The sequence below is a fragment of the Streptomyces sp. 8K308 genome (assembly GCF_004348315.1).
Lineage (GTDB): Bacteria > Actinomycetota > Actinomycetes > Streptomycetales > Streptomycetaceae > Streptomyces.
This window is the reverse complement of record NZ_SMKC01000064.1, coordinates 1-26929: the sequence shown is the minus strand read 5'-3', so window position 1 is coordinate 26929 and position 26929 is coordinate 1. Positions and strand designations below refer to the sequence as shown.

Below are 26929 nucleotides of genomic sequence, written 5' to 3'. Positions count from 1 at the left end.
GCTGAGGGCGGCGGGCGCGGTGGGCACGCCGGGTGAGCGGGTGGTCGTCGAGTGGCTCATGAACGTCCCCCGTGTTCGGTGGGTGGTCCCCTGGTGGCGCGGCGCGATCGCGACGCCACGAGAGGGCCAACGAGTGCCCCCGGCCCGCGGGCTCCCGCCACGCGCCAATCCACCCTTTCGTGGGGCGCTCGACCACCGCCTCCGGCGCGCGGCGTTTTCCGGGCGCTCCTTGGGGTTACTCGGGTCGCTGACGATCGCGATGTCGCGCTACGAGAGACGGTGAGAGACGATGCTGATCGCCTTCCTGACGGCGCCCGAAGGGGTCGAGCAGGTGGAGCTGACCGAGCCCTGGCGGGCCCTGACGGAGACCGGTGACACGCCGCGCCTGCTCTCGACCAGCTCGGGTCATGTGCAGGCGTTCGACCACCTGGACAAGGCGGACACCTTCCCGGTCGACGAGACGGTGCGCGATGCCTCGGCCGACGAGTACCAGGCGCTGGTGCTGCCGGGCGGGGTGGCCAACCCGGACGCGCTGCGCATGGACGCGGACGCGGTGGCCTTCGTCCGGTCCTTCTTCGAGGCGGACAAGCCGGTCGCGGCCATCTGCCACGCGCCCTGGACGCTGGTGGAGGCCGGCGTGCTGCCCGGCAGGACCCTGACGTCCTGGCCGAGTCTGCGCACCGACATCCGCAACGCGGGGGCGACGTGGGTCGACGAGGAGGTGCGGGTGGACGACTCGGCGCGCGGCACGTTGGTCACCAGCCGGAAGCCGGCCGACCTGCCGGCCTTCCGCGACGCCATGCTCAGCGAGTTCGGGAGGGTGGCGGCATGAAGCTCGACTTCCTCGATCCCCTGCTGCACCACCCGGGGCCGTGGGCCTCGGTCTACTTCGACACCTCGGCCATCACGGAGGACGCGGCGGCGCAGCGGGCGCTGCAGGCGCGCGGTGCCTGTGAGCGTCTCGCCGAGCAGGGCGCGGACGAGGCGACCTGCCAGGCCATGTACGAGGCGTTGAGCGGCCTCGACCCGGATCCCGCGGGGCACGCGGTGTTCGCCACGGAGGGCCGGGTGGCCCTGGACACGCCGCTGCCGGCGGCGCCGCCGGCTCCGCCGCTGGCCGAGTGGGCGGCGTTGCCGAGGCTCGGGCCCCTGCTCGACTTCGCGGCACGCGATCCGGTGTGCATGGTGGCCTTCGTGGACCGCAAGGGAGCCGACCTGCAGCTGCTCGGCCACGGCCGGCGGCCGCGGCCGGTCGACGAGGTGCGGGGCCAGCAGTGGCCGATGCACAGGACCGGGCGGGCCGACTGGTCTGCGCGGCACTTCCAGCTCGCCGTGGAGAACACCTGGGAGCAGAACGCCGCGCGGATCGCCGACACGGTGGCGAGCGACGCGGAGCGCGCCGGCGTCGAGGTGCTGGTGCTCGCCGGCGACCCGCGGCAGCGGCGGGCGGTGCTCGACCGGCTGCCGGAGTGGCTGCGGGGCGTGACCGTGGAGTCCGAGCACGGCGGCCGGGCCAAGGGCTCGGACAACCGGCGCCTGGACGCCGAGGTGGCCAAGGCCCGCGCCGACCAGGCGCGGCGGGACGCGGAGCGGGTGCTTGACGAGTTCCATGCGCGCAGGACCCCGACGCACGGCCGGATCGACGCGGCCGAGGGGGTGCCCGCGCTGGTGGACGCGGCGCGCGAGCACCGGATCGCGGCGCTGCTGGTCCGTGCCGGCGGCCCCGACCTGCGCCGGGACGTCTGGGTGGGGCACGACCCCGACCAGGTGGCGGTGCGCAGGTCGGACTCGCGGTACCTGGGCGATCCCTCGCCGCACCAGGCGCGGGCCGACGACGCGCTGTTGCGTTCGGCGGCGGCGACCGGCGCCGAGGTGATCGCGCTGGGCGACGGGGACGGCGCCGGGGCGGGCGCGGGCTCTGGGCTGCCGGTGGGCGGCCTCGGTGCGCTGCTGCGCTGGCCCTACGAGGGCGCGGTGCCGGGCGGTGGCAGCAGGACGGGGCCGGTCAGCGGCGGCTGACCGGGCCGCCCGTTAGGGGGCCGTGGGGCGGGGGTACTCGCCCTGCCCTCAGGCGACACGAGAGCGACGACACGGCGGGCCGGCCGCGCAGGGCGACGGCGGAGCGCCGCGGGAGGCAGGCATGACGACGACAGCGGAGATCGATCTGGCCGAACTCGGCCAGCAGCTGCGGGTGGACTCGGTGCGGGCCACCGGGGCGGCGGGCTCGGGGCACGCCACCTCGTCGATGTCGGCGGCGGACCTGATGGCGGTGCTGCTGGCGCGCTATCTGCGGTACGACTTCGACTGGCCGGACCACCCGGGCAACGATCATCTGGTCTTCTCCAAGGGGCACGCGTCACCGCTGCTGTACTCGGTGTACAAGGCGGCGGGCGCGATCAGCGACGAGGAGCTGCTGACGTTCCGCACCCTGGGCAGCCGTCTCGAGGGGCACCCGACGCCCCGGCTGCCGTGGGTGGACGTGGCGACCGGCTCACTGGGGCAGGGCCTCCCGGTGGGGGTCGGCATCGCGCTGGCCGGCCGCCGGCTCGAGCCGGTGCCGTACCGGGTGTGGGTGCTGCTGGGGGACAGCGAGCTGTCGGAGGGCTCGGTCTGGGAGGCGTTCGAGCACGCCGGCTACGAGCGGCTGAGCAATCTGACGGCGATCGTGGACGTGAACCGGCTCGGCCAGCGCGGCCCGACCCGGCATGAGTGGGACCTGGACGCCTACGCGCGACGCGCCGCGGCGTTCGGCTGGCACACCATCGAGGTGGACGGCCACGACCCGGTGGCGATCGACGCGGCCTACGCCGAGGCGTTGAGCGTCTCCGACCGGCCCTCCGTGGTGCTGGCGCGGACGCTGAAGGGGCGTGGCGTGGCCTCGGTGGAGAACCGCGAGGGCATGCACGGCAAGCCGCTGCCCGAGCTCGACGAGGCGATCGAGGAGCTGGGCGGCGAACGGCGGATCCGGGTCGAGGTGGAGCGGCCGGCGGCCGTGACGGCGCCGCGGTCCCATCACGGGGTGCACGCCGAGCTGCCGGTGTTCTCGGTGGGCGAGAAGGTGGCGACGCGGGACGCCTACGGCCGGGCCCTGGCCGCGGTGGGCAGCGACCGGGGGGACGTGGTGGCGCTGGACGGCGAGGTGAGCGACTCGACGCGTTCCGAGTTCTTCGCCAAGGAGCATCCCAACCGTTTCTTCGAGTGCTACATCGCCGAGCAGGAGCTGCTGGCGACGGCGGTGGGCATGCAGGTGCGCGGCTGGCTGCCGTTCGTGTCGACGTTCGCGGCGTTCCTGACCAGGGCGCACGACTTCGTGCGGATGGCGTCGGTGAGCCACGCCCGGCTGAACGTGGCGGGCTCGCACTCCGGCGTGTCGATCGGCGAGGACGGCCCGTCGCAGATGGGCCTCGAGGACCTGGCGATGTTCCGCGCGGTGCACGGGAGCACGGTGCTCTACCCGTGCGACGCCAACCAGACGACGCGGCTGGTGGCGGAGATGGCGGCGGAGTCGTCGGGGATCGGGTACCTGCGGACCACACGGGGCGGCACTCCGGTGATCTACGGTCCTGACGAGCGGTTCCCGATCGGCGGGAGCAGGGTGCTGCGTTCCTCGGACGAGGACCGGCTGACGCTGGTGGCCGCCGGGGTGACGGTGCACGAGGCGCTGGCCGCGGCGGACGAGCTGGCGGCCGAGGGGGTCCCGGTGCGGGTGATCGACCTGTACTCGCTGAAGCCGGTGGACGTGACGACGCTGCGGACGGCGGCCGAGGTGACGGGCTGCCTGCTGACGGTGGAGGACCACCACCCGGAGGGCGGGCTCGGCGACGCGGTGCTCGACGCGTTCACGGACGGCCGCCCGGTGCCCAGGCTGGTGCGGCTCGCCGTGACGACCATGCCGGGCTCGGCGACCGCGGCGGAGCAGCTGAAGGAGGCCGGCATCGACGCCACGGCCATCACGACCGCGGCCCACCGGGCCCTGGCGGTCTGAACGCGCCGCGGAGCGCCCCGAAGGGGCGCGGGGAACTGCGCGATCAGCCACGGACGGTCCGCGGGTTCCGCACGGCGCGCGCGAAGCAGCACCTAGCGCTCGGCCGCCGCCGGAGGGCGGATCTCGTCGGCCCAGGCGTCGAGCGTGGGCAGAGACGCGAGCACGGCCGCGGCGCGGGCACGCACGTCGTCGACGGTGCGGATGCCGAGATCCGCGAGCAGTTCGGCGAACGCGGGCCGGTGCGCGTCGCGGAGCGCGACGGGGGCGTCGGCGTCGAGGACGAGGTGGCAGCGGGCGAAGGTGGCGGCGAGCCAGAAGGCGATCTCCCGGTGGTCGCCGGCCCGGATCCGGGCGAGGCTGCCGTCGATGGCGATGGGCCTGGCGGCCCGGGTGAGGTCGGAGCTGAACGGGAACGGGGTCCTGGCGACCTCGGCCGCCGCGTCGAAAGTGGCGGCGAGCGCCCGCAGATGGTGTTCCGCGCGGTCGGCGGTGAGCCGGTGGCTGCCGAGAAGCCGCAGCAGTTCCTCGTGGCGGTCTGGCGTGCCGTGCGCGACCAGGAGGTCGCGGGTGGCCACGTAGCGCAGCCGGACGGTGGGGTTGCGCAGGGCGGCGACCAGCAGCACGTGGGTGGTGACGCCGGTGGGGAAGAGCCAGCCGAGGACGAGCGCCGCCCAGGAGCGCTTCTCGGGGGCGAGGTCGCGTAGGCCGCTTTCGACGCGCTCCCTGGCCTCGGCTCGGCGGCGCAGCACCCAGCGCGGTTCGGCGAAGCCGGCGGCGACCCGGGCGCGGAGTCGGCCGAGGTCGCCGGTGGGGTCGGCGATGACCGTGTCGCCGCGGAAGGGGGTGGCCAGGTGGTAGGAGGACAGCACGCGCTCGGGCGAGGCGAGCGTCGCCCAGGGCACGACGGTGACCTCGAGCAGGGCGCCGAGGTGGCGGAACTTGCCCGGCTTGGCGGCTGGCTCGGGGCCGTCGACGACGAGCATGACGTCGGTGTCCGAGCCGGGCGGCACCGGGGCGTCGGCCGGCAGGTCGACCGTCGACCCGCTGAAGTAGGCGCCGCGGAAGCCGGGCGTGCGGCTGCCGTGTTCCCTGATCCAGTCGGCGGCCGCCGCCCGTGCCTCGTTCACCCTCATGGCTGTCGGTCTACCAGAGATCACGGGCTCTGTTCGAACCGCGCGGCCTCCAGGTAGTCGGGTCGCGGGTCGAGGGCGGCGGCGAGCCGGAAGTGGCGCACCGCCTCGGCGTTCCTGTTGGCCCGCTGGAGGGTGCGGGCGAGGGCGAAGTGGGCGAAGGCGTTGTCCGGTTCGCGCTCGATGACCAGCTGGAACTCCTGCTCGGCCGCGCGGAGCTGGGCGGCGAGGAAGAACGCGCGGGCGCGCAGCAGGCGGGCCGCGGTGTTCTCCGGGTGCGCGGTGATCACGGGGTCGAGCAGCTTGAGCGCGCCGCGTGGGTCGCGGGCGTCGAGCAGCTGCTCGGCGGCCCGGTAGGCGATGACGTTGGTCTCGGGTGAGGTGTTCGGCACGTGCCCTCCTCGTTGGCTGGGCTTCGGTGCGGCGGCACGCGGGGCAACGTCGGGTCGCGGGCCGGTATTCCCCAGGTATGCCCGCCGGTCCGTCGGGGTTACCCGCGGTGCGGCGCCGTCGTGCCCGGGGCTAGCCTGGGACGACATGCCCGAAACCGAGACACTCTCCCGCGGGCGCCGTCTGCTGGTGCTGGCGATCTGCTGCATGAGTCTGCTGATCGTCAGCCTGGACATCACCGCGCTCAACGTCGCGCTGCCGTCGCTCGAACGGGAGCTTGGCGCCAGCGTCTCCGGGCTGCAGTGGACGGTGGACATCTACACCGTCGTGCTGGCGTCCTTCCTGATGCTCTCCGGTTCGACCGCCGACCGGGTGGGCCGGCGCCGGGTGTTCCAGATCGGTCTGGTCGTGTTCACCCTGGGCTCGTTGCTGTGCGCGCTGGCTCCCGGCCTGGGCTGGCTGGTGGCGTTCCGGGCGGCGCAGGCGATCGGCGGCTCGATGCTCAACCCGGTGGCGATGTCGATCATCACCAACACGTTCCGCGACCCCAGGGAGCTGGCCAGGGCGATCGGCGTGTGGGGCGGCGTGGTGGGCATCTCGATGGCGGTCGGGCCGATCCTTGGCGGCGCGCTGGTGAGCACGTTCGGCTGGCGGGCCATCTTCTGGCTGAACCTGCCGGTGGGCCTGGCCGCGCTGCTGCTCACCGCGCGGTTCGTGCCCGAGTCGCGTGCGCCGCGCCCGCGCCGTCTCGACCCGGTGGGGCAGCTGTTGGTGATCGTGCTGCTCGGCTCGCTCACCTTCGGCATCATCGAGGGGGGCAAGGAGGGCTGGGGCTCGCCCGTGCTGCTGGTGTGCTTCGGGCTCGCGCTGCTCGCGGTGTGCGCGCTGCTGTGGTATGAGCCGCGCCGCGAGGAGCCGCTGCTCGAGCTGCGGTTCTTCCGCAGCGTGCCGTTCAGCGGGGCCTTCGCGATCGCGGTGCTCGCGTTCGCCGGGCTCGGCGGCTTCCTGTTCCTGAACACCATCTACCTGCAGAACGAGCGCCAGCTGTCGCCGTTCGAGGCGGGGGCGCACCTGCTGCCGATGGCCGCGGTCACGCTGTTCGCCTCGCCGCTCTCCGGCTATCTGGTGGGCCACTTCGGCGCCCGGGTGCCGCTGCTGCCGGCGGGGGTCGCGATCCTGGCCAGCGGTCTGCTGCTCACCCGGCTCGAGCCCGACTCGTCGCTCGGGCTGCTGTTCTCCGCCTACGCGCTGTTCGGGATCGGCTTCGGCCTGGTGAACGCGCCGATCACCAACACGGCGGTGACCGGGATGCCTCGCGCCCAGGCCGGGGTGGCGGCCGGAATCGCCTCCACCGGACGGCAGGTCGGCTCGGCGCTCGGCGTGGCGGTGGTCGGGACCATCCTGGCCAACGGTTCGCGCACCGCCGGCTGGTGGGTGATCGCCGGCTGCGGGGCGCTGGTGCTCGTGGCGGGGGCGCTCACCACGGGGCGCAGGGCGCGGGCCACGGCGGAGCGGGCGATGGCCACGTTCGCCGTCGAGCGGACCACCGACGGCACCCGCCGCTGAGCCACGCCGAGGCGGCGCCGCGGGGTGCTCGTCGGGGGCGGTCGTCGGGCGTTGCCGCAGGCCAGGGTGGGCGTCAGGCGTTCGTCGGTGAAACATGGGCGTCATGCGCCCGGGCTATGATCCGCTTCACATCCGATGATGTGATGAGGGGAGAGTGCGCGATAGCACCAAGGATTTGGCTCAGCAGCGCGGGAGCGGCCACGACACAGGTGATCCGGATGTTGCGGGACAATCCCGATGCCTCTCCGGTCCGGATCTACGGCACCAACGTGGAGCGCGGCGCGGCCGCCCTGGCGGCCTGCGATGTGGCGGAGGTCGAGCCGCATCGCGTGAACAACCACACCTACGCGGAGTTCGCCCTGGACTTCTGCCGGCGGCACGGGATCGACGTGCTCATCCCGCCCCGGCGTCTCGACGCCCTGGCGGGCCGTGCCGACGACTTCGCGGCGGTCGGCACCCGGTTGATGTCCTCGTCTCCGGCCGCGATCGACGTCCTCACCAGCAAGAGCCGCACCTATGAGGCGGCCAGGGCCATCGGCGTGCCGGTGCCCGACTGGCGGGTGGTGGGGGACGCCGACGGCCTGCGGGCGGCGGTCGACGAGCTGGCCGGGGCCGGCGAGACGGTCTGCATCAAGCCGGCGGGCGAGTACTCGGCGTTAGGCTTCCGGATCCTGGACGAACGACCGCTCAGCATGCGGGACCTGCTCCAACCGGCGCGGCCGCTGGTCTCCGTGAGCGCGGTGGCCGACGCGCTCAAGCGGGCCGCCGACGAGCGGGAGAAGGTCCCGAAGTTCATCGTCATGCCCTATCTGGACGGTCCCGAGGTCAGCGTCGACTGCCTCTCGGCGCCGGGCGGCAGGCTGCTGGCCGGCATAGCCCGCGCCAAACAGGGCCGCTACCGGGTGTTGTTGGACAACCCCGCCTACACGGAGATAGCGGAGCGGCTGGTGAGCCACTTCGAGCTCGCCTACCTCTCCAACGTGCAACTGCGGCACCGGAACGGGCAGCCCATGCTGCTGGAGGCCAATCCACGCCCCTCCGCCGGCATCTTCCAGACGGCCTTCGCCGGGGTGAACCTGCCCTGGGCCGCCGTCCGGCTGCTGCTCAGCGGCGATCCCGGACCGCTCGCCGAGCCGCGCCTCGGCGGCCGGGTCGCGGTCACCGAGACCGCCACGGAGGTTCCGGCCGCCGCCCTGGCCGTGGCCGGCGGCTGACCGGCGAACACCGCTGACCGGCGAACAACGCGGCGGCCCGCCTTCCGGCGGGCCGCGACTTCCGATGCGACGGGCCGCGCGGCCGTGTCACTCAGGGGGCGGCGGCCCCGTCGTCCCCCTGGGCACGAACCTGACCGTCGGCGACCAGCGCCGCACCACCGGCACCCGGTCGATCAGCTCGATCGCCGTGAGCCCGACCGAGACGCCGAACTGGTGGACGTCGCCGCGCATCGTGGACAGCGCCGGGGTGGCCAGCTGACACATCGTCGAGTCGTCCCAGGCGACGAGCGACAGGCGCTGGGGTACCGCGACGCCCAGCTCCTTGGCCACGCCGAGTCCGGCCACGGCCATCACGTCGTTGTCGTAGAGGATGGCGGTCGGCCGCTCCTCGCTGCCGAGCAGCCGCGCCGTCAGCGCGGCGCCGCTCTCCGCCGAGTAGTCGCCCTCCACGATGACCGGTTCGATCCCGACCTTCTGGCAGGTGTCCAGGAGCGCCCTGGTCCTGGCCACGGTGTGCAGCAGCTGGGCGGGGCCCGTCACGCGCGCGATCCTCCGGTGCCCCAGGTCGAGGAGGCTGGTCAGCGCCTCCCGCACCGGCTCCACGTCGTTGGTGCCGACCGGCGCGATCCCCGGCCCGGGCTCCCAACTGCCCACCACCACGGTGGGCATGCCGAGCTCCCGCAGCACCGCGGGGCGGCGGTCGTCCGCGGTCAGGTTGACCAGGACGACCGCGTCGACCAGGCCGCGCTCGGCCCACCGTCGGTGGGTGGCGATCTCCTCCTCGTGCGTGGGCACGATGTGCAGCAGCACGGAGAGACCGCGCTCGGCGAGGGTCTCCTCTATTCCGGCGATGAACTCCATGAAGAAGGGTTCGACGCCGAGCAGCCGGGCGGGCCTGGCGAGGACCAGGCCCACCGCTTCCGACCGCTCCACCCTCATGCCCGAACCGGAGGCACGGCCAGCGAGTTGACGCTGCGCAGCACCGGCGCCGCGGTGAAGGCGGCGAGGTCGACGGTGGCCGCGGTGCGCACCGTGAAGGTGTGGCTCTCGCCGGGCAGCAGGGTGACCAGCATCTCGTCGACCTCGGCGTCGGGGGCGACCCGGTCGGCCAGCACCGCGACGTCCCTGGCGAAGGACGCGGCCCGCACCTCGACCTGGTAGCCGCCGGCCACGGCGGTGGCCTCGGCGGTCAACGCGGCTGGGTCGTAGGCGAGTTCGCGGTCCTCACCGAACAGATGGACGGTCCGTGCCCCGTCGACGGATGCCACCAACACCTCCCGCGCCGGGTCCACCGGCTTCACCAGCGAGTCGGCGAGCTCGAGGTCGGCGGCCGAACGCGCCGCCACGTTGAGGGGGATCGTGGCGCTGTCCAGCACCTCGCCGCCAAAGGTGATCCGGCGGACGGTGACGTCGCCCGACCAGGCGGTGGCGGTGTCGTTGACGGCCACCAGGGTGGGACGGTCGTCGCGCGGCTGGACGGTGAGCAGCCGGGGGGCGAAGGCGTGCCGGAGGCCGTACCACAGGGGCTTCCTGCGCTCCTCGCCGTCGACGGCGGCCCAGGAGGTGACCGGCCAGCAGTCGTTGAGCTGCCAGACCAGGGCCCCCGCGGTCCGCGGCCACCAGGAGCGGAAGTGCTCGATGCCGAAGGCGACGGCGCGGGTCTGGTTGAGCTGGGTGGCCCAGTGCCAGTCGACGAAGTCGGCGGGCTCCGGGAGGTGCGGGGCCATGCCGCGCTCCAGCTTGCCGTTGCCGTCCTCGGCCTTCTGGTGCAGCAGGAAGGCGGGCGAGGTGGGGCTCAGCGGCTCGTCGTGGATCCAGTCGCTGAGGGTGGCCCAGGTGGGCGGGCCCTGGAAGCCGAACTCGGAGCAGAACCGCGGGACGTGGTTGCGGTAGTTGGTGTAGTCGACGCGGTTCCACACCTCCCACTCGTGGCGGGAGCCGTGGTCCTGGTCGTTGGGGTGCTTCTCCTCGGGCGCGAAGCGGGGGCTGTACGGGCTGCCGTCGGAGTAGGCGCGGGTGGGGTCGAGTTCGGCGACGATCCGGGGGAAGAGCTCGGTGTAGTAGCGCAGGCCCCAGGTGCGGCCCGCCAACTGCTCCTGCCAGCCCCAGTCCATGTAGCCCCAGAGGTTCTCGTTGCCGCCGTTCCACAGGGCGAGCGAGGGGTGGCTGGTGAGGCGGGCGACGTTCTCCCTGGCCTCGGCCTCGAACTCGTCCCAGAGCGGGGCCTCTTCGGGGTAGGAGGAGCAGGCGAGCAGGAAGTCCTGCCAGACCAGGATGCCGCGCTCGTCGCAGACATCGTAGAAGTCCTCGGTCTCGTAGATGCCGCCGCCCCAGACGCGGAGCATGTTCATGTGGGCGGCCACGGCCTGGTCGACGCGGCGCTCGATGCGCTCGCGGGTGATCCGGGTGAGGAAGTGGTCGTCGGGGATCCAGTTGGCGCCCTTGGCGAAGATCCGCTGGCCGTTGACGACGAAGGTGAAGGGGGTGCCGATCTCGTCCGGGGTGGTGTCGACGGTGATGGTGCGGAAGCCGATCCGCCGATCCGCCGTGTCCAGCGCCGCGTCGAGTTCGGCGCCGCCCTCCGCGTTCTCCGGGTCGTCACCTGCGGCTCGCAGGGCGACCCGCAGGTCGTACAACGGCTGCTCGCCGTAGCCGACGGGCCACCACAGGCGGGCGTCCGGCACCTCGACGAGGGCGACGCCGGTGGTGGCGCCGGCCGGGATGGTGACGGTCGCGGTGTGCTCGCCGACGGTGGCGGTGAGGGTGAGCTCGGGGTCCGCGCCGAGTCCGGCGCGCTCCACGGTGACGTGCACCTCGGCGCGACCCGTGCCGTCCTCAGCGACGGTGACCAGCGGGCGGACCTCGGCGAGGCGCGCTACGCGCCAGCGCTCCAGGTGGACGGGCTTCCAGATGCCGGCGGTCTGCAGGTCGGGGCCCCAGTCCCAGCCGAAGCTGCAGGCCATCTTGCGGACCATGTTGAAGGGGTGGTCGTAGGCGTGCGGACGGGCGCCGAGCTCGCGTTCGACCTCCTCGGCGTACTCGAGGGCCGAGCGGAAGCTGACGACGAGGTCGGCGGGCGAGCCGTCGACGATCTCGCGGACGTCGAAGCGGTGGGCGCGGTGCATGTTGGCGGTGGTGCCGAGCACCCGGCCGGCCAGCTCCACGGTGGCCACGGTGTCCAGGCCCTCGAAGACCAGGTCGACGCGCTCGTCCTCGGCGGCGGGGGCGGCCTCGACGGCGGTGGCGTAGCGCCAGTCGGTGCGGTGGGCCCAGACCAACTCGGCCTCGTTGCGGTCGAGGTAGGGCTCGGGGATCAGGCCGGCGGCGAGCAGGTCGAGGTGGGCGCTGCCCGGCACCTGGGCCGGTACGGTGCGGCCCGCGATGTCGGCGGGGACCGGCCCGGCAGCCGCCGTGAGATGCCAACCGTCGTGCAGGGCTTGGCGGATCATGTTGAGAACTCCCAAAGACTCTTCTCTGCCTCAGACCGGGTAGAGATTCTTATGCAACCGAATAAAGTAAGTCAACAGATATAGGCACCATCGAACAGCTGAGGACATCTACCCCCGTGAGACCTCCTTCCGTACCCTCCGGACCGGCCGGTCCCGACCTCCGCCACCTGCGTGCGGACGGTGTCAGCCTGGTGCTCGATCTCTCCGGCGGCACCCTGCCCCGGGTCGTGCACTGGGGCGCCGACCTTGGCCCCCTGGCCCCGACCGACCTCGCCGACCTGCTGCTCGTCAGCCGGCCGCAGCCCATCGGCTTCTCGGTGGACGGCCCAGTGCCGGTCGCCGTCCTGCCCGAGCAGTCGGCCGGCTGGCTCGGCACACCCGGCCTGGTGGGCAACCGCGGCGGCGGGCACTTCTCCACCGCCTTCCGGGTCCGGAGCGGCGAACTCGACGAGCTCGCCGGCCGGTTCACCGCGCACGCCGAGGACCCGGTGGCCGAACTCGCGCTGGACTGCACCATCGAGCTCACGCCTGCCGGGCTGGTCAGGCAGCGTGCCACCGTGACCAACCTGGGCGGCACGCCGTTCGCCGTCGACGCCGTGCACCTCACGCTGCCGGTGCCGCCACACGCGACGGAGCTGCTCGACTTCACGGGCCACCACCTGCGCGAGCGGTCCCCGGTGCGTACCCCCTTCACCCAGGGCCTGCGGACCCGGGAGAACCGCACCGGACGCACCGGCTACGACGCGGCCTTCCTGCTGGCGGCCGGCACCGAGGGGTTCGGCAACCGCACGGGCGAGGTGTGGGCCGTGCACACCGCCTGGTCCGGCAACCACCGCACCTTCGCCGAACGCACCTTCCACTCCGTCTCGTTGCTCGGCTCCGGCGAGCTGCTGCTCTCCGGGGAGGTGACGCTCGCCCCCGGCGCCGCCTACACCACGCCCTGGCAGTACGGCGCGTACGGCACCGGCCTCGACGGCGTCTCCGACCGCTTCCACCGGCACCTGCGGGCGCGCCCCGGCCATCCGAGCACCCCGCGCCCGGTCGTGGTGAACACCTGGGAGGCGGTCTACTTCGACCACGACCTCGACCGGCTGCGCCGGCTCGCCGACGCGGCCGCCGCGATCGGCGCCGAGCGCTTCGTGCTCGACGACGGCTGGTTCGGCTCCCGCCGCGACGACAGGCGCGGGCTCGGCGACTGGTACGTCTCGGACGAGGTGTGGCCGGACGGGCTCGCCCCGCTGATCGACCACGTGACCGGGCTCGGCATGGAGTTCGGCATCTGGGTCGAGCCCGAGATGATCAACGAGGACTCCGACCTGGCACGCGCCCATCCGGACTGGATCATGGCCACCGGCGACCGACTGCCGGGCCAGGCGAGGAACCAGCAGGTGCTCGACCTGGCCAGGCCGGAGGCGTACGCGTACATCCTGGAGCGCCTCGACGACCTGCTCGGCCGACACCGGATCGGCTACCTCAAGTGGGACCACAACCGTGACCTGGTGGAGGCCGGCCACCAGCCGGACGGCGGGGCCGGGGTGCACGACCAGACGCTCGCCGTCTACCGGCTGCTCGACGAACTGCGGCGGCGCCACCCAGGCGTGGAGATCGAGTCCTGCTCCTCCGGCGGCGGCCGCGTCGACCTGGAGATCCTTCAGCGCACCGACCGTGTCTGGGTGTCGGACTGCATCGACGCGCTGGAGCGGCAGCGCATCCAGCGCTGGACCAACGCGCTGCTGCCGCTGGAGCTGATGGGCACCCACGTGGGTTCCGGCCTCGCGCACACCACGGACCGCCGGCACCCGCTCGACTTCCGCGCCGGCACCGCGCTGTTCGGGCACTTCGGCGTGGAGTGGGACCTCAGCCACGTCGAGCCCGGGGAACTCGACCGGCTCGCCCAGTGGGTGGCGCTGTACAAGGAGCTGCGCGGCCTGCTGCACTCCGGGACCGCGGTGCACGCCGACCACCCGGATCCCGCCTATCAGGTGCATGGCGTCGTCGCCGAGGACGGCTCGGACGCGGTGTTCGCGATCGTGGCCATGGCCACCTCCGAGCTCTATCCGCCGGGTCCCGTGCGGTTGCCGGGCCTGCTGCCCGACGCGGTCTATCACGTGCGGCCGCTGCCGCCCGGCGACGTGCCGGACGGCAACGCGAGCCGCTGGGGCGTCCCGCTGCCCTGGTGGACGCCGGATGGCGTCCGGCTCCCCGGGCGCGCGCTTGCCGCCGCCGGCCTGCAGGCCCCCGTGCTGTTCCCTGAACGGCTGGTCCTGCTGCGTGCGACGGCGGCCTGAGCCGGGCCCGGCCCGGCCGCGTGGCCGGGCCGGGCCCACCGTCACGGCTGGTCCCCGCCGGCCGGGTTGGCGGCGGACACGGCGATCGGCCGGGCGTTCTCGAAGGACTGCCAGGACCCGGTGGTGTGGTCGTACGACCTGGCCAGGTCCTTCTCCTCGATGGCGCCCGGCAGCTCGGCGAGCGAGCGCCCGCGCTCATCCGGGTTGGGAGCGGCGGAGGCCAGCAGCTTGGTGTACGAGTGCTGTGGGTTGAGGATCACGTCGTCCGCCGGACCACGCTCGACCACCCGCCCGCGGTACAGCACCAGGATGTCGTCCGAGAAGTGCCGCGCGGTGGCGAGGTCGTGGGTGATGTACAGCACCGCCAGCTGGTCCTCGCGCTGGAGCCTGGCCAGCAGGTTGAGGACGCCGAGCCGGATGGACACGTCCAGCATGGACACCGGCTCGTCGGCGATCACCACCTGGGCCCCGGGGGCCAGCGCGCGGGCGATCGCCACCCGCTGCCGCTGACCGCCGGAGAGCTCGTGTGGTCGGCGGGGGGCGAAGTCGCCCGCCGGCTTGAGGTTGACGCGCTCGAGCAGCTCCTCGACCTTGCGCCTGGTCTCCTGCCCGCCCCTCGCCCTGCCGTGCAGCCGCAGCGGTCGGGCGATGTGGTGCTCGATGCTGTGGAACGGGTTGAGCGAGGCGAACGGATCCTGGAACACCATCTGGACGTGGTCCCGGTACTCCCGGTCGCTCACCCGGCCGCCGTCCTGCTTGGTGGCGACGATCTCGCCGGCCGTCGGCCGCTCGAGACGGGCGATCATCCTCGCGATCGTGGACTTGCCGGAGCCCGACTCCCCCACCAGGGCCACGGTGCGGCCCGGGGTGAGGGTGAACGAGACGTGGTCGACGGCGCGCAGCCGGGAGCTGCGCAGCCCCGAACGGATCCGGAAGTCCTTCACCAGGTCGCGGACCTCGAGCGTGGTCATCGCGCGGCCCCCTCGTTCACGTTGGTTGTCTCTGGGCCGGTGCGCACGAAGGCGCCGCGCTCGCCGGTCAGGCTCGGGAACGAGCCGAGCAGCTGCCGGGTGTAGGGGTGGCTCGGCCGCTCGTAGATCTGGCCGGCCGGCGCGTACTCGACGATCTCGCCCTCCTTCATCACCGCGATCCGGTCGCTGAGTTCGAGCAGCAGCGGCAGGTCGTGGGTGATGAAGACGACGGCGAAGCCCAGCTCGTCGCGGAGCCTGATGATCTCGCGCAGGATGCCGCGCTGGACGACCACGTCGAGCGCCGTGGTGGGCTCGTCCATGATCATGACCTGCGGGTCGAGCAGCATGGCCATGGCGATCATCACGCGCTGCCGCATGCCGCCGGAGAGCTCGTGCGGGAAGGAGTCGAGCCGGCGCGGGTCGACCCCGACCAGGCGCAGCACCTCCTCGCAGCGGGCCCGCCGCTCGGCCTTGCCCATCTCCGGCTTGTGGGTGGTGAGCACGTCCTCGAGCTGCTCGCGGATGGAGATCACCGGGTTGAGCGAGTTCATCGCGCCCTGGAAGACCATCGAGAGCTTGGACCAGCGGAAGGCGCGCAGCTCCTCGTCGCCGAGGTTGAGCAGGTCGATGTCGGCGCCGCCCCGGTCGTGGAAGGTGACCGTGCCGGACGACACCTCGGCCGGCGGGCGGTGCAGCCGGTTGATGGCGTAGGCCAGGGTGGTCTTGCCGCAGCCCGACTCGCCGGCCAGGCCGAGGATCTCGCCGCGGGCCAGGGTGATGGACACGTCCTTGACGGCGTGCACGGGCTTCTCTGTCTGGTAGACGACGTTGAGCCCCTCGACGGTGAGCACCAGCTCCCGGCCGGCCTCGGCCGGCTCCGCCGCGACGGCGGTGGCCGCGGCCTTCGCCTCGGCGGCGACGCCGCCGGTCTTGGCCTTGGCGGTCTTCCGGTCGGTGCGCAGCTTGGGGTTGATGATCTCGTCGATGCTGAAGTTGATCAGCGAGAGGCCGCAGCCGAAGAGCGCGATCAGCAGTCCCGGCGGGCCGAACCACCACCACGCCTCGAGCTGGAGCGCCCAGCCGTTCTGCGCGTAGTAGAGCATGGTGCCCAGGGTGTGGGTGCCGTTGGCGCCCAGGCCGAGGAAGGAGAGGCTGGCCTCGGAGAGGATCGCCGCGATGACGGCGAAGACGAACTGCGAGGCGAGCAGCGGCAGCAGGTTCGGCAGGATCTCCACCGTGACGATGCGCCAGCGCTTCTCGCCTGCGACCCGGGCGGCGGCCACGTAGTCGCGGTTGCGCAGCGAGAGGGTCTGGGCGTGCAGCACGCGAGCCGCGGCCGCCCAGCCGGTGATGGCGAGCACGAGGATCACGGTCGAGAGGCCGCGGTCCTCCGGGGGCACGAAGCCGGCGATGACGATGACCAGCGGCAGTCCTGGGATCACCAGCATGACGTTGGAGAAGAGCGAGAACGCCTCGTCGAGGACGCCGCCGGCGTAGGCGCCGATGATGCCGAAGACGGCCGAGAGCAGCGTGGCGAGCACGCCGACCAGCAGGCCGATCTGGAGCGATCCCCGGGTGGAGTGCGCCAGTTGGGCGAAGACGTCCTGGCCGGTCTGGGTGGTGCCGAGCCAGTACTCGCCGCTCGGCTCGGTCATGCCGATGCTGCTGATGGCGGTCGGGCTGCCCACGAACATGGGCCCGAGGATGCCGAAGAGCGCGATGCCGAGGACGAGGAAGAGTCCGATGCCGAGGCGGGCGGACCAGGTCGGCAGCATGGCGCGCAGGCCGCCGCGGCGCCTGACGGGCTTGGCCGTGGCCGCGTCCGGTGTCTCGGGGAGCGGAGTGAGTTGGGTCATTGGTGCCTGCTCCTTCCGCTCAGTTCCTGACCCGGGTACGGGGGTCGATGAAGCCGTAGAGCAGGTCCACGATCAGGTTGGCGCCGAGCACCGCGATCGTGATGACCAGGAAGATGCCCTGCATCAGGGCGTAGTCACTGTTCTCGACCGCCTGCATCAGCTTCATGCCGATGCCGGGGTAGGAGAAGACCTGTTCCGTGATGATGGAGCCGGAGACGACGAAGCCAAGCGAGATGGCGAAGCCGGCCAGCGAGGGCAGCACGGCGTTCCTCGCGGCGTAGCGGGTCATGATGCGGCGGTCGCGCAGGCCTTTGGCCTGGGCGGTGAGGATGTAGTCCTCGGAGCCCGCGGAGACCATCATGTTCCGCATGCCGAGCAGCCAGCCGCCGACCGAGGAGACCACGATGGTCAGCGCGGGCAGGAAGCCGTGCTCGATGGCGGAGCCGATGAACTCCAGGTTCCAGCCGGTGGAGAGCGACACGTCGTAGCCACCGTTAAGCGGGAACCAGCCGAGCGAGGTGGAGAAGATCAGGACGAAGATCAGCGCCAGCCAGAAGTAGGGCACGGCCGCCAGCACGGTGGTCGCCGGGATCAGGCTGTCCAGCCAGGAACCGCGCCGCCAGCCGACCAACGCCCCCAGGCCCACTCCGATGACGAACGACAGCACGGTGGCGATGCCCACCAGCAGGATCGTCCACGTCATCGACTGCGAGAGGACCTGGGAGACGGAGGCCGGGTACACGCTTACGGAGACCCCGAGATCACCGCGGACGAGGTTGCCCAGGTAGGAGAAGTACTGGTCCCACAGGGGCTCACCTGAGTTGGTGCCGAGCATCAGCTCGTAGGCCCGACGGGTTTCGGGGCTAACCGAGCCGCCACGCTGCTGGAACTTGGCCAGCAGCGTGTCGACCGGGTTGCCCGGCATCATTCGTGGAATGAAGAAGTTGAGGGTCAGCGCCGCCCACAGGGCGGCCAGGTAGAACCCCAGCTTCCGGGCGTAGTACCTCATGGAATTACTCGTCACTCACCGTTGGGCTCGAGGTTCCGGAAGATCTCGGCCTGGTCGGGGCGCTGCCAGATGGCCGGGAACGCGTAGAGGTCGACCTCGGTGGGCCAGCCGCTGAACTTGTCGGAGTTGTACTCGCTGACGGTGGCGTTGACGAGGACGGGGATGTACGGCATGTCCTCCTCGATCTGGGCCTGGATCTGGTCGTAGTACGGCTGCCGGGTCTCCAGGTCGGTGGAGTCGGTCTGGCGCAGCTCCTCGATCGCGGCGTCGACGTCCTCGTTCGAGTAGCGGGCGAAGTTGGGGTTGGCCGCCTCGCCCACCGGCGCGGTGTTCCCGCTGCTGAAGAAGTAGTTGTAGACCCAGTAGGGGTCGGCCGTCGGGCCGGGGTAGAGCGAGTCGATCATCAGCTGGTAGTTGCCGTTGACCCGCGAGTCGCTCATCTCCTGGAAGGCGACCTCGTTGACGTTCAGCCTGATGCCGGCGGCGAGCAGCTGCTCGGCCATGGTGTTCAGGGTGGTGACGTAGTCGTTCCAGCCAGTGACCACGGTGGCGGACAGCTCGAGCGGCTGACCGTCCTTCTCGTAGATGCCGTCGCCGCCGCGGGTCCAGCCGGCCCCCTCGAGGAGCTGCTCGACGCGGGCCAGGTCGGCGTTGGCCGGGGCGGTGCGGTCGGTGAGCTCGGCGGAGACGTAGCCGGCGTCACGGTCGGGGAGGGCGAAGCCGGGGGAGATCTCGCCGGCCAGGTCCTGGAAGGCCAGGGCGTTGATCTGGGCCCGGTCCATGGCGTAGTAGATCGCGTGCCGCACGGCCGGGTCGGTCTGCGGGCCCTCACAGCCGAGCTCGGCGCTCGAGCAGGTGTTGAGCACGATCTGGTGGGTGTTGACCGTCAGCGCCTTGTAGCCCTCGTAGTTGGCCTCGATGTTGGCGATGTCGGGCACCGGACCGGTGTTGAAGTCGATCTCACCGGCGTTGAGCGAGTCGGCGGCGGCCTGGTTGCCGGAGAGCGCGCGGTACTGGACGTTCTGCACGGCCGGCTCGCCGTCCCAGTAGTTCGCGTTGGCGGTCAGGGTGAACGCCTGCGGCCGGAACTCGCCGAGTGTGAAGGGGCCGGTGCCGACGGGCTCGGCCATCGGGTCGGTGGCCGGGTCGGACACCGAGCTCCATATGTGCTCGGGGACGATCCAGACCCTGCCGAGGATCTGCATCGCGTCCATGAAGGACGGCTCCTCGAAGGTCACCCGCACCTGGGTCGGGGAGACGACCTCGGTCTCGCCGGCGAAGCCGACGGTGTTCATTGCCTCGTTGCCGGCGATCATGTCGAACGTGAACTTGACGTCGTCGGCCGTGAAGTCCTCGCCGTCCGACCACTGGACGCCCTCGCGGAGGGTGATGGTCAGCTCGGTGCCGTCTTCGTTCCACTGGAACTCGGTGCCGAGGCGCGGGGCCGGGTCGTCCTGGCGCGCGATGTTGAAGAAGAAGAGCGGCTCGTAGATCGTCCCCGCGCCCTCGATGTTGCCCGATGCCGCGTAGGGGTTGAAGTTCGCCACATAGTCGCCGGACTGACCGTTGTAGACGACCAGGGTGTCGGCGGGGCCCGATCCACCGCCGTTGTCGCTCGAGCCACCGCAACCGGCGGCCAGCAACCCGACCGAAACGGCACCGATGACCGCGGTACGCGCGCGCCGCCATCTCACGTGCAGGGACATTCTTGTTCCTCTCATGGCCTGCCCCATCGTTGGGGCATGGGCGGGGTCACCCGGGGGTATGTGATTGTTAAGCCGCCGAATTAACAAAGTCAACCCTCCAAAGACACGAACAGACAACGACCTGCACACACTCGTGGTCGCAATCCGTCACCAAAGAAGCACTTACCGCCACACAGGACATCACGCCACCTTTTCCGGCGAAGCCCCTGGCGCAGCGCTTCGTCAAGCAAATAAACTAAGCAACGCGTAGCGTTACCCCCGCAACGCATAGTGAAGTCGCGAACTCCCGTGAACGATGCGGAGGATTCAGTGAGCGGACCGGCGGGAGCCACTCCCCACGCCAGCAGCCGAGCGGCCGTCCTCGACGTGATCCGCGCGGCCGGCACGATCAGCAGAGTTGGGCTGGTCAAGGCCACCGGCTTCACTGGCGCGACCATCTCCACCGTGGTCAGACGCCTGATCGACGACGGCCTCGTCCTGGAGACCGGCCGGGCCGAGTCGACCGGCGGCAAGCGTCGGGTGCTGCTGCAGCTCAACCAGTCCTCCCGGTTCGCCGTCGGGGTGCACCTGGACCACGCGGGGATCACCTACGTGCTCACCAACCTCGGTGGCTCCGTGGTCGCCCGGATGTCGCGCGCCGGCGTCGGAACCGACGATCCCCCGGCCGTGGTGGCCAGGATGGCGACGGAGGTCGACGCCCTGATCGAGGGTGCCGGCATCGACCGCAGCAGGATACTTGGCCTCGGTCTCGTCGCACCCGGCCCCATGAATCAGACGAGTAGCATGCGCCTCGTGCCCCCCGCGATGCGACACTGGGAGCATTTTCGGCTCGACCGCGAGCTGTTGGCGGCCACCCGGCTGCCCGTCGTGCTGGACAACGACGCCACGGCCGCCGCGCTCGGCGAGCACTGGTCGGGGGACGTGGGCGGCACCACCACCTTCGCGGCGATCTACATGGGCACCGGCATCGGCGCCGGCCTGATGGTCAACGGCATCACCTTCCGCGGCGCCTCGGGCAACGCGGGCGAGATCGGTCACATCTGCGTCGACGCGAACGGCCCCGAGTGCTGGTGCGGCGCGCGTGGCTGTACCGAGGCGCTGGCCGGTCCCGGTGCCGTGGTCGCCGCGGCGCGCGCCGACGCGAAGCTGGCCGCCGAGGCTGGGCTCACCGCCGACGCCGAGGAGGAACGCCCGCGCCGGCTCGCCGACTTCGCGGCCATCACCCGGGTGGCGCTGCGCGGCAACACCACGGCCAGGGAACTGCTCGAGCGCTCGGCCGGCCACCTGGCCATCGCCGCCCGCACCCTGGCCAACATCATGGACCTGGAGCAGATGGTGCTTACCGGGCCGAGCCTGGCCATCGCGGGATCGATCTACCTGCCGGTGGTGCAGCGCGAGTTGGACCAGGCGTTCTTCTCCCGGGCCACCCACTCGGTGACCGTCAGGCTGTCCCGCTCGGCCGCCACCGCCCCGGCGATCGGCGCGGCGGCGCTGGTGCTCCAGGCTGAGTTGGTGCCGCTGCGCGAGGGGCTCCGGCTCCCCGACAACCTGGCCGACGCCGAGCCCGGCGGGCTGCGGGCCGTGCGCTGACCCTCAGGTCAGCACGTCGACCGTGGCGCCGGCCAGCGTGGTGTAGAGCGGGTCCGCGGTGAAGTCCGAGCCCGTCTCCTCCCCCAGGTAGAGATCCAGGTGGCGCTCGCCGCCGAGCCCGGGCGTGAACTCGTCGCGGATCTCCCAGGTCGGGGCCGTCAGCCGGGCACAGACCTCGGGCTCGATCGGCGAGCCGTCCTCGGCGGTACCGCAGTCCACGACGCGCACCTCCCGCCCGCGCGGGAGCACCGCGGCGTCGGCCGCCGCGGAGACGAACGGCAGCAGGCGCTCGCCGTGGCTGTCCCGCGGCGCCTCGTCCAGCCAGTAGCCGGTGCCGTGGGACCAGTTGAGGTAGCCGCCGGCGTGCGGACCGCTGGTGATCCGGCCCGTGCCCTCCTCCCGCACCGCGGCCACGAAGTCCGCCGGGTAGCTGCCGAGCCGCTCGTCGCCCCGCTCGCAGTCGAGGCGCGGGCAGCCGGTCACCTGCGTCGGCTCCCCGTCGTGGTACGACTCGACGGCCGTGTAGTACACCGTGACCAGCCAGCCGGACAGCCGCTCCGCCGCCCGGTCCCCGCCCGGGTCGCCCCCCTCGTCGGCGCCGCCGCCGCACGACAGCAGCAGCGCCGCCCCGGCCCCCGCGGCCAGCGACCTGACACCGGCCGTTCTCCTCGCTCGCACTGTGCGCTCCCCACAACCCGCGTCCCGCCGCGGCCCACTTGCCCCAGTGACGCACCGGACGCGCCAGCGGTTCCCCGACCCCGTCAAGTCCCGGTGAGCACACTACGCAGCGTAGGAATACTGTAAGGAACTGCTCCGGATCCGTCCCACGCAAGGGTTAATTTCCCCCACCCGGCACATGACCGCGCCGCCTCGGGGGGACACCCTCGGTCGTCCAGCCCGATGACTGCCGCGAATGACCTCGCGAACACGATGGGAGCCCCGGAGTGGATACCTCCGACACCGTATGGTCATGTCCGTTCGACTTCGCCGACGGGCTCGAGTTCGATCCGTTGCTAAGGCAACTGATGACCGAGGCGCCCATCGCCCGGATCAAGATGTCCTACGGCGAGGGCGAGGCGTGGCTGGTAACGCGCTACGAGGATGTACGTATGGTCACCACCGACCGCAGGTTCAGCCGGGCCGCCGTCGCCGGCCGGGACTTCCCCCGGATGACGCCCGAGCCGATCGTGCAGTCCGAGTCGATCAACCTGCTCGACCCGCCTGCGAGCAACCGGCTGCGGAAGCTGGTGGCCCAGGCCTTCACCGCGCCGAAGGTCGACGGGATGCGGCCCAAGACGCAAGCCATCGTGGACCGGCTGCTCGACGACATGGAGGAGCACGGGCCGCCGGCCGACCTGGTCAAGCACGTGTCGATGGAGCTGCCGCTCACCACCATCTGCGAGGTCCTCGACATCCCGGTTGACGACCGCCCCGAGCTGCGCCGGCGGGCCGTGGCCATGATGAACGTCACGGCCGAGAACAAGCAGAACGCCATCCAGGCCAAGGCCGAACTGCGGTCGTATTTCGCCGAGTTGACCCAGGCCCGGCGGGCGAACCCGGGTGACGACCTGATCAGCTCGCTGGCCACGGCGCGGGACGGCGACGACATCCTCGGCCCGGACGAGCTGAAGGTCATGGCCATGGTGCTGCTGATGACCGGCCACGACACCAGCACCTACCAGCTCAGCAACATCACCTACACCCTGCTGCGGCACCCGGAACAGCTGGCCAAGCTGCGGGCGCGGCCGGAGATGATGCCGCAGGCGCTCGAGGAGCTGCTGCGATTCATCCCGTTCCGCAAGGGCGTCGGCATCCCGCGCATCGCCACCGAGGACGTGGAGGTCGGCGGCGTGCTGATCAAGGCCAACGACACGGTGCACGTGTCCTATCTGGCGGCCAACCGGGACCCGTCCCGCTTCCGGTGCCCTGACGAGCTCGACCTCGACCGGCCGCCCGCGCCGCACATGACCTTCGGCTGGGGAGCCCACCACTGCATCGGTGCCCCGCTCGCGCTCATGGAGCTCGAGCTCGCCATCGGCACGATGCTGCGCCGCTATCCGCGGCTGGCGCTCGCCGTCCCGGCCGAGGAGGTGCGCTGGAACAACGAGTCGATCTGGCGCTACCCGTACGAGCTTCCGGTCACTTGGTGACCGGATCAACACCGCACCAACCAGGCGAACCCGCGACCCGCGCCACCCGCGCGGGCGCGGCTCGGGGAGGGGATCATGGCCACTCTGTGCAGACCGTCCATCGCAGTTCCTGAACACGTGCTCACCCAGGAGCAGACGCTCGACCTCGCGCGCACCCTGCATCCCGACCATCCACAGCTGCCCCTGGTGTTGCGGCTGATCGAGAACACCGGCGTGCGCAAGCGGCACATCGTGCAGTCGATCGAGGAGACGCTCCACCATCCCGGCTTCGAGCACCGCAACAAGATCTACGAGGCGGAGGCCAAGCGGCGGGTGCCGCAGGTGGTCTACCAGGCGCTGGACAACGCCGAGGTCGGCGCGCGGGACATCGACCTGATCGTCTACGTCTCCTGCACCGGGTTCATGATGCCCTCGTTGACGGCCTGGCTGATCAACGCGCTGGGCTTCAGGTCCGACACCAGGCAGCTGCCCATCGCCCAGCTCGGCTGCGCCGCGGGCGGCGCGGCGATCAACCGGGCGCACGACTTCTGCCTGGCCTACCCGAACGCCAACGTCCTCGTCGTGGCCTGCGAGTTCTGTTCACTCTGCTACCAGCCCGTGGACGTGGGCGTCGGTTCCCTGCTCTCCAACGGCCTGTTCGGGGACGCGGTGGCGGCGGCCGTGGTGCGCGGCCGGGGCGGCACCGGGGTGCGTCTGGAGCGCAACGGCTCACACCTGGTCCCGGACACCGAGGACTGGATCAGCTACGCGGTCCGGGCCACCGGGTTCCACTTCCTGCTCGACAAGCGGGTGCCCAAGACGATGCAGATGCTGGCCCCGGCGCTGCGCGACCTGGCCACGGCACACAACTGGGGGGAAGTCTCCGGCTTCGACTTCCACATCGTGCACGCCGGCGGCCCGCGGATCCTGGACGACCTCTGCCACTACCTGGGCGTCGACCGGGAGATGTACCGCTACAGCCGGGCCACGCTCACCGAGCGCGGCAACATCGCCAGCTGCGTGGTCTTCGACGCGCTGGAGCGGCTGTTCGCGGACGGCGGGGCGACCGAGTCGGCCCGTGGCGTGATCGCCGGCTTCGGGCCCGGCATCACGGCCGAGATCGCGCTGGGGAGGTGGACCACGGCCCGGCGGACCGTCGGCGGCCAGGGCCGTCGGGCCGAGGCGGGCGTCGCCTGACGACGCCCGCCGGGTCAGCGGGGTGCCGTCCGGGCCACCGGGCGGCACCCCGCGTGCCTCAGCGGCCGGCCGGTTCGCGGGCGAAGAACTCCTTGACCACCTCGGTGTGGGTGGGGAAGGCGAGCGGCACCGGCTCGTGGATGACCAGCCACTCGCTGGCCTCCGAGGTGGCGATCGGGGCCGGCATCGCGCTCGCCTCCCTGGGCGGCAGCAGGGCGAACAGGTTCAGGGTGCGCTCGGCGCCACGCACGTCGAACAGGGTGGCGTCCGCGGCCCCCGCGACCAGCCCGGTCTCCTCCCGCAACTCGCGGACCGCGGCCTGCTGCCAGCTCTCGCCGACCTCCATGTAGCCGCCGGGCAGGGCGAGTTCGCCGCGGCACGGCTCGATGTCCCGCCGCACCACGACGAGACCGACCTGCCCCGCGTCCCGCACCGGCAGCAGCGTCACGGCCACCGGCACCGGGTTGGCCCAGTTGGTCTCCCCACAGCCGGGACAGTCCCGCGGCCACCCGGCGTCGGCCTGGTAGGGGCCGCCGCAGTAGGGGCAGTGGGTGATGCTTCGGCCGTAGGTGTAGGCCACGGTCGACCCGCCTTTCTCGTGCCTGCGGTGGATCTTAGATGCTCCGCGATCGCTAGGTCGATGAGATGACCGCCGCCTGGGCCGGCGCCGGGTGCGGCGCGGCAAGCAGGATCTTGAGGTCGCGGGCCGCCGCCCGGCCCGCCCGGTTGGCACCGATCGTGCTGGCGGACGGCCCGTAGCCGACCAGGTGGACGCGGGGATCGCGGTGCACCCTGGTCCCGTGCACCCGGATCCCGCCGCCCGGCTCGCGCAGCCGCAGGGGCGCCAGGTGGTCGATGGCGGCCCGGAAGCCGGTGGCCCACAGCACCGTGTCGGCCGGCACCGTGTGGCCGTCGGGCCAGACCGCGCCGTCCGGGGTCAGCGCCGCGAACCTGGGGTGCCGCACCAGCACGCCGTCCTCCCTGGCGCGCCGCATCGCCTCGGTCATCGGCAGCCCGGTGACGGAGACCACGCTCCGCGGCGGCAGGCCGCGCCGCACCCGCTCCTCGACCATGGCGACGGCCGCTCGGCCCTGCACCTCGCCGAAGCCCTCGGTACGGAAGACCGGCGGACGCCTGGTCACCCAGGTCGTGGCGGCCGCCACCTCGGCGATCTCCAGCAGGTGCTGCACGGCCGAGGTGCCGCCGCCGACCACGATCACCCGCTCACCGGCGAACGCGGCGGGCCCCTCGTACTGGACGGTGTGCAGCTGGCGGCCCCTGAAGAGCTCCTGGCCCCGCACCCGCGGCCAGAACGGCCGGTCCCAGGTGCCGGTGGCGTTGACGAGGGCCCTGGCCCGCCACTCCCCCGCCGAGGTGTCGACCACGAGGCCGCCGTCGCCGGCGTCCCGCACGGAGCGGACGTCCACCGGCCGCAGCACCGGCAGGTCGAAGGCGCGCTCGTACTCCTCGAAGTACTCGCCGATCACCTCGGCCGACGGGCGGTCCGGGTCGGCGCCGGTCAGCTCCATCCCGGGCAGCGCGTGCATGCCGTGCACCCTGCCGTAGGTCAGCGTCGGCCAGCGGAACTGCCAGGCGCCCCCGGCGCGCGGCGCGTGGTCGAGGACGACGAAGCCGCCGCCGGGCTCGAAGCCGAGGCGACGCAGGTGATAGGCGGTGGAGAGGCCGGCCTGACCGGCCCCGACGACCACGACGTCCACGGAGTTCATGTTGCCTTCAACCGTCGGCGGGCGCGGAGGCTTCCCAGCGGGTTGACTGGGGACGTGGACTGCGTCTTCTGCTCGATCGTGGCCGGCGAGACGGCCACCCAGGTGGTGCTCGACGACGACACGGCGGTCGCCTTCCTCGACGCCAGGCCGCTGTTCCCGGGGCACACCCTGGTGGTCCCGCGCCGGCACGCGGCCACCCTCACCGACCTCTCAGAGGCCGAGCTCGGCCCCTTCTTCGCCCGGGTGCGGCGGGTCGCGGCGGCGGTCGAGCGGGCCATGGCGGCCGAGGGCTTCTTCGTCGCGGCCAACAACCGGGTCAGCCAGTCGGTGCCGCACTTCCACGTCCACGTGGTGCCGCGCCGCCGCCGCGACGGCCTCCGCGGCTTCTTCTGGCCCCGCCACCGGTACGCGGACCCCGCGGAGGCCGACCGGGTGGCCGACCGGCTCCGCGCCGCGCTACGCGACGGCGACGGCCCGGCCGGCCAGGCCTGATAGGTCCTGTCCTGTCGATCTTGTCGGATCAGCCCGCGGCGTCAGACGCGGTGCTCCCCCGGACTTCGTCCGGGTGGGGCTGCCCCCACCCAGGCCACCAGGCCTGGGCGAGTCCCGGGCCCGGCAAGATCAACAAGACAGAGCCTAGCCCAGGCGACGGTGGCCGGTCTTGGCCGCTCGCCGTGCCGGCAGCCGCGGTGCGGCGCCGCCGTCTCGGCGGGATCGCGACC

21 protein-coding genes are annotated in these 26929 nt (G+C 72.1%); 10 read left to right on the top strand and 11 right to left on the bottom strand.

The annotated features are described in order from the left end of the window. Window positions 1-289: 289 nt before the first annotated feature. From E1265_RS12530 to E1265_RS12520, 3 genes are all read left to right on the top strand, one after another. Window positions 290-832 carry a type 1 glutamine amidotransferase domain-containing protein gene (locus E1265_RS12530; protein WP_132930375.1) on the top strand — a complete coding sequence of 181 codons (543 nt, stop codon included), beginning with the start codon at window positions 290-292 and terminating at the stop codon, window positions 830-832. Beyond that, the gene (locus E1265_RS12525; RefSeq protein ID WP_132930374.1) at window positions 829-2019 is read left to right on the top strand and encodes a Vms1/Ankzf1 family peptidyl-tRNA hydrolase; all 1191 of its coding nucleotides are present in this window, start codon (window positions 829-831) and stop codon (window positions 2017-2019) included. Before E1265_RS12530 ends, E1265_RS12525 begins: the two co-directional genes overlap by 4 nt. 121 nt (window positions 2020-2140) lie before the next feature. Next, entirely contained in the window at window positions 2141-3985 is a 1845-nt protein-coding gene (locus E1265_RS12520) for a transketolase (RefSeq protein WP_132930373.1), read from the top strand. A gap of 92 nt (window positions 3986-4077) precedes the next feature. Here the strand turns inward: E1265_RS12520 and E1265_RS12515 are convergent, their stop codons facing one another. Both E1265_RS12515 and E1265_RS12510 read right to left on the bottom strand, forming a co-directional pair. Next, a complete protein-coding gene (locus E1265_RS12515; protein WP_132930372.1) occupies window positions 4078-5118 on the bottom strand; it encodes a hypothetical protein in 1041 nt (346 codons plus the stop codon). Between the two features lie 20 nt (window positions 5119-5138). After that, entirely contained in the window at window positions 5139-5507 is a 369-nt protein-coding gene (locus E1265_RS12510; protein ID WP_132930371.1) for a tetratricopeptide repeat protein, read from the bottom strand. A 145-nt stretch (window positions 5508-5652) separates the two neighbouring features. On the opposite strand from E1265_RS12510, the gene E1265_RS12505 reads away from it, so the two are divergent. Together E1265_RS12505 and E1265_RS12500 are read left to right on the top strand one after the other, a co-directional pair. Next, on the top strand, window positions 5653-7071 hold the full coding sequence (locus tag E1265_RS12505; RefSeq protein WP_132930370.1) for an MFS transporter: 1419 nt from the start codon (window positions 5653-5655) through the stop codon (window positions 7069-7071). A 218-nt stretch (window positions 7072-7289) separates the two neighbouring features. After that, window positions 7290-8285: an ATP-grasp domain-containing protein gene (locus E1265_RS12500; protein WP_165953736.1), complete on the top strand. Its 996-nt coding sequence runs from the start codon at window positions 7290-7292 to the stop codon at window positions 8283-8285. Between the two features lie 87 nt (window positions 8286-8372). Here E1265_RS12500 and E1265_RS12495 read toward each other — a convergent pair whose 3' ends face one another. After that, window positions 8373-9224 carry a substrate-binding domain-containing protein gene (locus tag E1265_RS12495; protein WP_132930368.1) on the bottom strand — a complete coding sequence of 284 codons (852 nt, stop codon included), beginning with the start codon at window positions 9222-9224 and terminating at the stop codon, window positions 8373-8375. Further along, entirely contained in the window at window positions 9221-11734 is a 2514-nt protein-coding gene (locus E1265_RS12490; RefSeq protein ID WP_132930367.1) for a glycoside hydrolase family 2 protein, read from the bottom strand. Before E1265_RS12490 ends, E1265_RS12495 begins: the two co-directional genes overlap by 4 nt. A gap of 116 nt (window positions 11735-11850) precedes the next feature. Between E1265_RS12490 and E1265_RS12485 the strand changes: the two genes are divergently transcribed. Beyond that, window positions 11851-14022: an alpha-galactosidase gene (locus E1265_RS12485; RefSeq protein WP_132930366.1), complete on the top strand. Its 2172-nt coding sequence runs from the start codon at window positions 11851-11853 to the stop codon at window positions 14020-14022. Between the two features lie 41 nt (window positions 14023-14063). Here the strand turns inward: E1265_RS12485 and E1265_RS12480 are convergent, their stop codons facing one another. Genes E1265_RS12480 through E1265_RS12465 form a run of 4 tightly spaced genes read right to left on the bottom strand, consistent with a single transcriptional unit; the run spans window position 14064 to window position 19564 of the window. Then, the gene (locus E1265_RS12480; protein ID WP_132930365.1) at window positions 14064-14993 is read right to left on the bottom strand and encodes an ATP-binding cassette domain-containing protein; all 930 of its coding nucleotides are present in this window, start codon (window positions 14991-14993) and stop codon (window positions 14064-14066) included. Then, complete coding sequence (locus E1265_RS40665) at window positions 14990-16849, bottom strand: dipeptide/oligopeptide/nickel ABC transporter permease/ATP-binding protein (RefSeq protein WP_132930364.1); 1860 nt, start codon at window positions 16847-16849, stop codon at window positions 14990-14992. The genes E1265_RS12480 and E1265_RS40665 overlap by 4 nt, the downstream gene beginning before the upstream one ends. 19 nt (window positions 16850-16868) lie before the next feature. Continuing rightward, on the bottom strand, window positions 16869-17858 hold the full coding sequence (locus tag E1265_RS12470; protein WP_132930363.1) for an ABC transporter permease: 990 nt from the start codon (window positions 17856-17858) through the stop codon (window positions 16869-16871). 11 nt (window positions 17859-17869) lie between these two features. Continuing rightward, on the bottom strand, window positions 17870-19564 hold the full coding sequence (locus E1265_RS12465) for an ABC transporter substrate-binding protein (protein ID WP_132930362.1): 1695 nt from the start codon (window positions 19562-19564) through the stop codon (window positions 17870-17872). Window positions 19565-19873: 309 nt separating this feature from the next. On the opposite strand from E1265_RS12465, the gene E1265_RS12460 reads away from it, so the two are divergent. After that, window positions 19874-21154 (top strand): ROK family transcriptional regulator, encoded by a 1281-nt coding sequence (locus E1265_RS12460; protein WP_132930361.1) that lies wholly within the window; start codon window positions 19874-19876, stop codon window positions 21152-21154. A gap of 3 nt (window positions 21155-21157) precedes the next feature. Here the strand turns inward: E1265_RS12460 and E1265_RS12455 are convergent, their stop codons facing one another. Next, window positions 21158-21832 carry a hypothetical protein gene (locus E1265_RS12455; RefSeq protein ID WP_132930360.1) on the bottom strand — a complete coding sequence of 225 codons (675 nt, stop codon included), beginning with the start codon at window positions 21830-21832 and terminating at the stop codon, window positions 21158-21160. 266 nt (window positions 21833-22098) lie between these two features. Here E1265_RS12455 and E1265_RS12450 point away from each other — a divergent pair, with 266 nt between their 5' ends. Both E1265_RS12450 and E1265_RS12445 read left to right on the top strand, forming a co-directional pair. Beyond that, a complete protein-coding gene (locus E1265_RS12450) occupies window positions 22099-23304 on the top strand; it encodes a cytochrome P450 (protein WP_243740724.1) in 1206 nt (401 codons plus the stop codon). Window positions 23305-23379: 75 nt separating this feature from the next. Further along, window positions 23380-24480 carry a type III polyketide synthase gene (locus tag E1265_RS12445; RefSeq protein ID WP_132930358.1) on the top strand — a complete coding sequence of 367 codons (1101 nt, stop codon included), beginning with the start codon at window positions 23380-23382 and terminating at the stop codon, window positions 24478-24480. A gap of 58 nt (window positions 24481-24538) precedes the next feature. On the opposite strand, the gene E1265_RS12440 is transcribed toward E1265_RS12445, so the two are convergent. Both E1265_RS12440 and E1265_RS12435 read right to left on the bottom strand, forming a co-directional pair. Continuing rightward, the gene (locus tag E1265_RS12440; protein WP_132930357.1) at window positions 24539-25060 is read right to left on the bottom strand and encodes an NUDIX domain-containing protein; all 522 of its coding nucleotides are present in this window, start codon (window positions 25058-25060) and stop codon (window positions 24539-24541) included. A 52-nt stretch (window positions 25061-25112) separates the two neighbouring features. Further along, window positions 25113-26207 (bottom strand): NAD(P)-binding domain-containing protein, encoded by a 1095-nt coding sequence (locus tag E1265_RS12435; protein WP_132930356.1) that lies wholly within the window; start codon window positions 26205-26207, stop codon window positions 25113-25115. 54 nt (window positions 26208-26261) lie between these two features. Between E1265_RS12435 and E1265_RS12430 the strand changes: the two genes are divergently transcribed. Further along, window positions 26262-26699 (top strand): HIT family protein, encoded by a 438-nt coding sequence (locus E1265_RS12430; RefSeq protein WP_132930376.1) that lies wholly within the window; start codon window positions 26262-26264, stop codon window positions 26697-26699. The last annotated feature ends 230 nt before the right edge of the window (window positions 26700-26929 follow it).